The sequence below is a fragment of the Nonomuraea sp. NPDC001684 genome, from assembly GCF_053596515.1.
Map to the genome: position 1 here is coordinate 38,120 of NZ_JBSFGJ010000030.1, position 6,663 is coordinate 44,782.

A 6,663-nucleotide genomic window follows, 5' to 3' on the forward strand; every position below is an offset into this window, starting at 1 on the left:
GGTCGTGGCCTTCGTCGTTCCGGGGGAGGGGGTGGCTCACATCGAGGCGGCGCCGGAGGCGAGGGCGACGATGCCGACGACGGTCATCAGGAGCGTCGTGCCGGGGTGCATGGTGATCGAGATGCGGATGTCCTGCTTCTTCCAGGCCAGCCAGACGCCGGGGTAGAGGAAGACGAGCTTCGACAGGACGGTCCAGGGGGCCCAGAAGTGGTACACGGAGAACAGGAGGGTGTTGAAGATCGGGGCCCACTTGCCGAGCTGCGGCAGGCGGGGCAGCAGGAAGCCGCGGAAGTAGTACTCCTCGATCAGCGGCAGGGTGAAGCCGGTGAACGGCCCGCAGACGAGCAGCGTGGTGAGCACGACCGCCTGCGGGTAGCCCTGGAGGTAGGTGGTGCCGTCGGGGCCGGCGCCCTGGTAGTCGACCCAGGTGAAGAACCAGTCGTAGACGAGGTTGTCCAGCGGGGTCAGCGCGAGCGAGACGACGGTCATCCACACCAGGCACGCGCCCCCGAGCCACATGACCGTGCGGCGCGTGAGCGGCTTGTCGCGGTAGCGGACGACGCCCTTCATCGTGAAGCGGCCGGTCTGCTTCCTGCCCAGCCACAGCAGGAACAGCTGGAGCGGGAAGAGCACGATCGCGAGGGCCATGGCCCAGGCCGCGAAGATCGGCGCGCCCATCGCCCGCACCAGCGGGGCGGCGACGAACGCGTACACGGCCACGATGGCCGCGCCGGGCACCAGGTGCAGTGCGATGGAGAGCGGGACGGAGTGACGGTCCGCGAGGAGCTTCGCGACGAAGCCTGTCGGGTGGGAGCCGGCCGGGGGCCGCGTTGCTGTGTCCATGCCGGCAATCGTGGCCGGGCGACCCGACACGGCCCTGACATCGTTCTGACACGGCTTCGAGCCGCGTGAAAGGCGCACGTCACGAGGGGCCGGAGCGCCCCTGCCGAGCGGGAAGGCGTCAGGCGGGCCAGCGGCCGGTGGCCTTGGCGGCCTCGATCGCGGCGTGGCCCGCCGGGCGCATCCGGCCGGCGGCCGTCAGCGCCTCGGCCTTGGCGACGTTGATGGCGGACCAGGGGCTCCGGCGGGCGCGCGGCGAGTAGCGCTGGAGGTAGAAGTCGCCGTCGAAGGCCCTGCGGTGGCTGTCGATCCAGCCGTGGCACAGCGCTTCGTCCAGGGCCTCGTCGAGGGTGACGGTGGTCGCGGCGCTGTTCTTCTTGGCGATCAGCAGCCAGACGTCGGCGGCCGTCCCGTGGTGCTCGGTGAGCCAGGACCTCCAGGCGGCGGCGTCGTCCAGGCGCAGGGCGTCGTCGGTCATCGTGGTCAGCCCTTCCGGCTCGCGAGGACGTTGAGGTAGTGGTGGTTGATCATGATGCCGAGGATGTTGCCGAAGGGGTCGCGGACCGAGGCGGTGGTGAAGCCGGGGCCGCGTTCGGTGGGCTTGTCGTAGGGGGTGGCGCCCATGTCGAGGAGTCGCTGCCAGGTGGCTTCCAGGTCGTCGACGGCCCAGTAGACGATGGCGCCGCCGTCTTGGGCGCTCCAGCTCTGCGGGGCGAAGCGGGCGTCGATGATGCCGAGTTCGTGCTGGTAGTCGCCGACGCGGAACTCCACGTAGACGGGGTCGCCCTGTTCGGGGCGCTGGAAGTAGGCGGGGATGCCGAGGAGGTCGGCGTACCAGTCGCGGGCGGCGGCGACGTCGTGGGCGTAGAAGCTGATGGTGGTGAGTCCGCGGAGCATGTCCTCGCGCCTTTCGTTGCGGTGGCTTGTGAGATCGATGCTGCCAGGCAAAGTGCTCATCGAATGAGCACTTTTTCTGGCATCGTCGAAGACGTGAGAGCGGATCGACTGGTGGCCGTCCTGCTGCTGATGCAGTCGCGCGGACGGGTGACGGCGGCGGACATCGCCGCCGAGATGGAGGTCTCGGTGGCCACGGCGCGCCGTGACCTGGAGGCCCTGTCGGCGGCGGGCATCCCCGTCTACCCGCAGGCCGGGCGCGGCGGCGGGTGGGCCCTGCTCGGCGGCGCCCGCACCGACCTGTCCGGGCTCAAGGCCTCCGAGGCCAGGGCGCTGTTCCTGCTGCTCGGCCCGGCCGCGGCCATCGCGCCCGAGGCCAAGGCGGCGCTGCGCAAGCTCGTACGCGCCCTGCCCTCGACGTTCCGGCAGGAGGCCGAGGCGGCGGCGGACGCCGTCGTGGTCGATCCGGCCCGCTGGGGCGAGCACCGCCGCGCCCGGCCCGCGCTCGTCAACCTGCTGGAGGACGCGGTGGTCCGGCGCCGGAAGGTCCGCCTCACCTACTCTGGACGGGAGCGCGTCGTCGCGCCGTACGGCCTCGTCGACAAGGACGACACCTGGTACCTGATCGCCGGCACTCCCGACGGGCAGCGGACCTTCCGCGTCGACCGGGTCACCGACGCCGAGGTCACCGACGACCCGGCCGAACGCCCGGCGGACTTCGACCTCGCGACGGCCTGGGACGAGGTCGTCACCGCGATGGAGGCCCGCCGCGCGACGACCACGGCCACCGCGACCATCGAGCCCCGCTACCTGCGCGTCCTGCGCGACCGCTTCGGCCGCCACTGCGAGGTGATCTCCCACGGGGAGCGGGTGCGCGTCACGCTCACCGCGCCGACCGCGCTGGACATCGCCCGCCAGCTCGCGGGCTGGGGCGACCTCGTCGTCGTGGAGGGCCCGGAGTCCGTCCAGCGGGAGCTGACGAAGCTGGCCGCGCAGCTCACAACGCTGTACGGCGGCGGCTGACGGCCCCTACCGGGCGGTGTCGCGGCGGTAGGTGTAGAGGATGAGGCCCTCGTGGAACCTGCCGATCTTGTCGTAAAGGGCGCGGGCCTGGGCGTCTTCGAGGGTGTTCCAGTAGAGGCTGGGGTAGCCGTGGTCCTTGGCGTCGCGGGCCACCCACTCGATCACCGCCGTCGCGATGCCCCGCCGCCGGAACGCGGCGTCCACGAACAGGTCCGCCATGTAGCACCTCCCGGCGTACCAGACGCTGGCGTGGAACAGGTAGTGCGCGATGCCCACCATTTCGCCGTCCAGGCGGGCGGTGATCCCGCGGGTCTGCTCGTCGTCGATCAGGCGTCGCCAGGTCCGTTCGTAGGCGTCGTCGTCGCGTTCGGTGTCGAAGTAGGCGTCCTGTCCGCGGGCCAGCACTTCCCAGCGGGCGCGGTCGGGTTCGGTCAGGAAGTCGATCTCCAGCATGGCGCCATCCTGCCGTAGGCCGGCGGTCAGCGGTCGCGGACGAGGGCGAGCATCTCGTCCACCGAACCGGCCGGATCGGTGATCGGGAACTGCACGGCCCGGACGACCGCGTCGGGGTCGACCAGCAGGGTGAGGCGCTTGAAGCGGTCGACGCCGGCCGTCCGGAAGGTCGGCAGCAGCAACCCGGCGGCGAGCCTGTCGTTCTGGTCGGACAGCAGGGGAAAGGGCAGTTTCGCGTGCGTGACGAACGCGGCCAGCTGGTCGGGGCGCTGGGTGCTCACGCCGCGGATCGTGGCGCCCGCCGCCTCGAAGTCGGCGAACCGTGACGCGTAGGTGAGAGCCTCCAGGGTGCAGCCCTTCGTCCCGGGGATGTCGGCCCAGCCGGGCGGGTAGTCCTGGGCGTCCGGGGCGAACGCGCCGGGGAAGAAGTAGAGCACCGTCCAGACGCCGGGCTCATTGGGCGCGGTCAGCTCGCCGTCGTGGCGTTCCAGCAGGACGCCGGGGATCTTCCGGTCGACCAGCTCGTGCACGCGACGGCTCTCGGCGGAGCCGTTCTCGCTGGTGGCGGTCAGGGCGCCGTCGCCCATCACGTGCCGCACGCCCCAGTCCTGGAGGGCGATGAGCGCCGGCAGCAGACCTTCGCCCTTCGCCGTCAGCACGTAGTCGTGGCGCGGCGGGCGGGTCGAGTAGGGCCGCCGTTCGAGCACGCCGTGTTCGACCAGCTTGGCCAGGCGTTCGGCCAGGGCCCGGCGGCTGACGCCGAGCTCGCGCTGCAGGCCGTCGAAGCGGGTGGTGCCGCCAGCGATGTCACGTACGACCAGGAACGTCCACCAGTCGCCGATCACGCCGAGGGCCTGCGCGATGCCGCAGTCGGAGTCGGGGAGATCGGCGCGCTTCACGGGCTCCAGTATAGTGCGTTCCATTCTGGAACTTACTTGGCGGAGGTGCGGGATGGGGATCGACGGCGGAGGTGGCGCGGCCGTCTTCTGGCGGTGGTGGACGGCCGGCACGACCAGCGCGGTCGGCTCGGCGGTCGGCGCGGTGGCGTTACCGCTGACGGCCCTGACCGTGCTCGACGCCTCCGCGTTCGAGATGGGCGTGATCGCCGCCGCCGCCTACGTCGCCTGGATCGTGATCGGCCTGCCCGCCGGGGTGATCGTGCAGCGGCTCCCGATGCGGACGGTGCAGGTCGCCGCCGACCTGGCGCGCGCGGCGGCCATCGTGTCCATCCCGGTGGCCTGGTGGCTGGACGAGCTGACCATCGCCCAGCTGGTCATCGTGGCCCTGGTGACCAGCTTCGCGAACGTGCTCTTCGACGTCGCCAACGCGACCTTCCTGCCGTCGATCGTGAGCAAGGAGCAGTTGCAGTCCCGCAACAGCCTGATCTCCGGCACCCACGCCACCACCCAGCTCGGCGGGCCGTCGGTCGGGGGGCTCGTCGTCCAGGTGCTCGGGGCGGTGCCCACCCTGCTCGTGGACGCCGTCAGCTACCTCGTCTCGGCCCTGCTGCTGCGGACCCTGCCCGAACGCCGTCCCGAGACCCCCGATCGCCACCCGCCGATGCGCGAGATGATCCGCGAAGGCCGGCGGTTCGTCGCGCGTCACCCGGTCATGGGGCCGTGCATGTGGGCCGCCACCGCGGTGAACACGGTCTGCGGGGCGCAGCACGCGCTCTACGCGCTCTACCTGGTACGCGAGCTGCACGCCGAGCCCGGCCTCGTCGGCCTGCTGCTGGCGGTGGAGGGCGTCGGCACGCTGATCGGCGCGGCGGCGACCAGCCGGCTCACGGCCCGGTTCGGCACCGCCCGTACGCTGGTCGGCGCGGGCTTCGTCGTGGTGGCCGGGGCGCTCGTCATCCCGCTCGGCGACGGCTGGCCGGGCTTCGCCGCGTTCGCCGTCGGCAACGTGGTGTTCGCCGCCGGGGTCGTGGTGCTCAGCGTGGTGACCCGGACGTACCGGCAGCTCGCCAGCCCGCCCGAGCTGCTGTCCCGGGTGATGGCCACGGTCCGCTTCGTCTCCTGGGGCGCGATCCCGGTCGGCGGGCTGGTCGCGGGGGTGATCGCCGGGCTGCTCGGCGCGCGGGCGACCCTGTTGATCTTCGTCGTCGCGGCCGTCTGCGTGCCGCTGGTCCTGCTGGCCTCGCCGATCCGGCGCCTGCGCGACCTCACCGACCATCAGGGGAGCGAGGAGAGCTCCGGCGCGCATGGTGTGCCGATCACATGATGATTCGCGGAAGTGGCGGTGACGTCATGGCGATCTTGCGGCGTCAGGATCACAGCCATGAAGCGCATCCCCCTCTTCCTCTCCACCGCCGCGCTGCTGACGCTGGTCGCCACGCCGGCCCAGGCCGCCGCACTGCGCCCGATCGTCGTGCAGCCGTACAGCGACCTCACCGAGGGCGTCACCGTCGCCCCGGACGGCACGATCTACGTCGGCCTGCTGACCAAGGGCGAGATCAGGAAGGTCGACAGCACCGGCACCGACAGCCTGCTGGCCGCCCTGCCCATCGGCGAGGGCAAGCTGAACGGCCTGGCCACCGACCGCCAGGGCAACGTCTACGCCGCGCTCAACTCCGGTGAGGCCGCCACCAACGGCATCTGGCGGATCACCTCCTACGGCGAGGCCAAGCTCTACGCCGCGCTGCCGATCGGCTTCGCCAACGGCCTGGCCTTCGGCCCCGACCACGCGCTCTACGTCACCGACACCACGAACAGCGTCGTCTACCGCGTGACCGACGGCAAGGCGGCGGTCTGGGCGAAGTCGTCCCTGTTCGTCGGCTCGGACGGCACCGGGGCGAACGGCATCGCCTGGCGTTCGGGCGCGTTCTACGTGGCCGTGTCCGACGAAGGACAGATCGTCCGCGTCCCGTACGGCAAGGGCGGCAAGGCGGGCGTGCCGACCGTGTACGTCAAGGACGCCAAGCTGGCCGGGGCCGACGGCGTGGCCTTCGACGTGCGCGGGCAGCTCTACGTGCCGAGCTACACGGGCAACACCCTCAGCGTCGTCCGCACCGGCGGCGGCGTGGAGGTGCTGGCCGACAAGCTGGACAGCCCCGCCAGCCTGGCCTTCGACGGCAAGGCGCTCTACTTCGTCAACATCGGCGGCAACGGCGCGCCCAGCCTGATGAAGACCAAGGTCAAGCTCCCGGGCCAGCCGCTGCTGCGCGGCTGACCCCGCTCCCGCCGCCGCCGGACGGCGGGCCGATCAGGCCGAGGAACGCCGTGGCCGCCGCGGACGGGTGGGCGCCCCAGATCAGGTGCTCCACCCGGGCCGGGGCGTCGCGGAGGCGGACGAGGCCGAGGTTCGGGAAGCGGGGGGCGTAGGCGGCGGGGAGCAGGCCCACGCCGAGGCCGTGCCGGACCAGGTCGACCATGAACTCGGCGGAGGTGACCTCGAAGGCGACCTCGCGGTGGACGCCGGCCGCCGCGAACGCCACGTCCGACTGGATGCGCC

At 71.9% G+C, this 6,663-nt stretch carries 9 protein-coding genes; 3 read left to right on the forward strand and 6 right to left on the reverse strand.

The genetic code is table 11. The features are described 5' to 3' along the window. Window positions 1-36: 36 nt before the first annotated feature. The 3 genes from ACWCSD_RS09235 to ACWCSD_RS09245 form a co-directional block, all read right to left on the reverse strand. On the reverse strand, window positions 37-843 hold the full coding sequence (locus ACWCSD_RS09235) for a CPBP family glutamic-type intramembrane protease (RefSeq protein WP_397154149.1): 807 nt from the start codon (window positions 841-843) through the stop codon (window positions 37-39). A gap of 118 nt (window positions 844-961) precedes the next feature. Continuing rightward, complete coding sequence (locus tag ACWCSD_RS09240) at window positions 962-1,318, reverse strand: YdeI/OmpD-associated family protein (protein ID WP_449913833.1); 357 nt, start codon at window positions 1,316-1,318, stop codon at window positions 962-964. Between the two features lie 5 nt (window positions 1,319-1,323). After that, entirely contained in the window at window positions 1,324-1,737 is a 414-nt protein-coding gene (locus ACWCSD_RS09245; RefSeq protein WP_449913835.1) for a VOC family protein, read from the reverse strand. Between the two features lie 93 nt (window positions 1,738-1,830). On the opposite strand from ACWCSD_RS09245, the gene ACWCSD_RS09250 reads away from it, so the two are divergent. Next, window positions 1,831-2,757, forward strand: a complete 927-nt coding sequence (locus ACWCSD_RS09250; protein WP_449913837.1) for a helix-turn-helix transcriptional regulator — start codon at window positions 1,831-1,833, stop codon at window positions 2,755-2,757. Window positions 2,758-2,763: 6 nt separating this feature from the next. Here ACWCSD_RS09250 and ACWCSD_RS09255 read toward each other — a convergent pair whose 3' ends face one another. Beyond that, complete coding sequence (locus tag ACWCSD_RS09255) at window positions 2,764-3,210, reverse strand: GNAT family N-acetyltransferase (RefSeq protein ID WP_397154141.1); 447 nt, start codon at window positions 3,208-3,210, stop codon at window positions 2,764-2,766. 26 nt (window positions 3,211-3,236) lie between these two features. Beyond that, window positions 3,237-4,109: a winged helix-turn-helix transcriptional regulator gene (locus ACWCSD_RS09260; protein WP_449913839.1), complete on the reverse strand. Its 873-nt coding sequence runs from the start codon at window positions 4,107-4,109 to the stop codon at window positions 3,237-3,239. Between the two features lie 52 nt (window positions 4,110-4,161). Here ACWCSD_RS09260 and ACWCSD_RS09265 point away from each other — a divergent pair, with 52 nt between their 5' ends. Continuing rightward, window positions 4,162-5,433: an MFS transporter gene (locus ACWCSD_RS09265; protein ID WP_449913841.1), complete on the forward strand. Its 1,272-nt coding sequence runs from the start codon at window positions 4,162-4,164 to the stop codon at window positions 5,431-5,433. Between the two features lie 57 nt (window positions 5,434-5,490). Beyond that, entirely contained in the window at window positions 5,491-6,381 is an 891-nt protein-coding gene (locus ACWCSD_RS09270; protein WP_397154135.1) for an SMP-30/gluconolactonase/LRE family protein, read from the forward strand. Here ACWCSD_RS09270 and ACWCSD_RS09275 read toward each other — a convergent pair. After that, window positions 6,347-6,663: LysR substrate-binding domain-containing protein (locus tag ACWCSD_RS09275; protein ID WP_449913843.1), on the reverse strand; the 317-nt coding region annotated here is incomplete at its 5' end. The genes ACWCSD_RS09270 and ACWCSD_RS09275 overlap by 35 nt on opposite strands.

What these genes read in the sequence shown, in the direction of transcription:
- ACWCSD_RS09245 (WP_449913835.1), bottom strand. Translation starts at nt 1,737, where the DNA reads ATGCTCCGCGGACTCACCACCATCAGCTTCTACGCCCACGACGTCGCC.
- ACWCSD_RS09235 (WP_397154149.1), bottom strand. Translation starts at nt 843, where the DNA reads ATGGACACAGCAACGCGGCCCCCGGCCGGCTCCCACCCGACAGGCTTC.
- ACWCSD_RS09265 (WP_449913841.1), top strand. Translation starts at nt 4,162, where the DNA reads ATGGGGATCGACGGCGGAGGTGGCGCGGCCGTCTTCTGGCGGTGGTGG.
- ACWCSD_RS09270 (WP_397154135.1), top strand. Translation starts at nt 5,491, where the DNA reads ATGAAGCGCATCCCCCTCTTCCTCTCCACCGCCGCGCTGCTGACGCTG.
- ACWCSD_RS09240 (WP_449913833.1), bottom strand. Translation starts at nt 1,318, where the DNA reads ATGACCGACGACGCCCTGCGCCTGGACGACGCCGCCGCCTGGAGGTCC.
- ACWCSD_RS09255 (WP_397154141.1), bottom strand. Translation starts at nt 3,210, where the DNA reads ATGCTGGAGATCGACTTCCTGACCGAACCCGACCGCGCCCGCTGGGAA.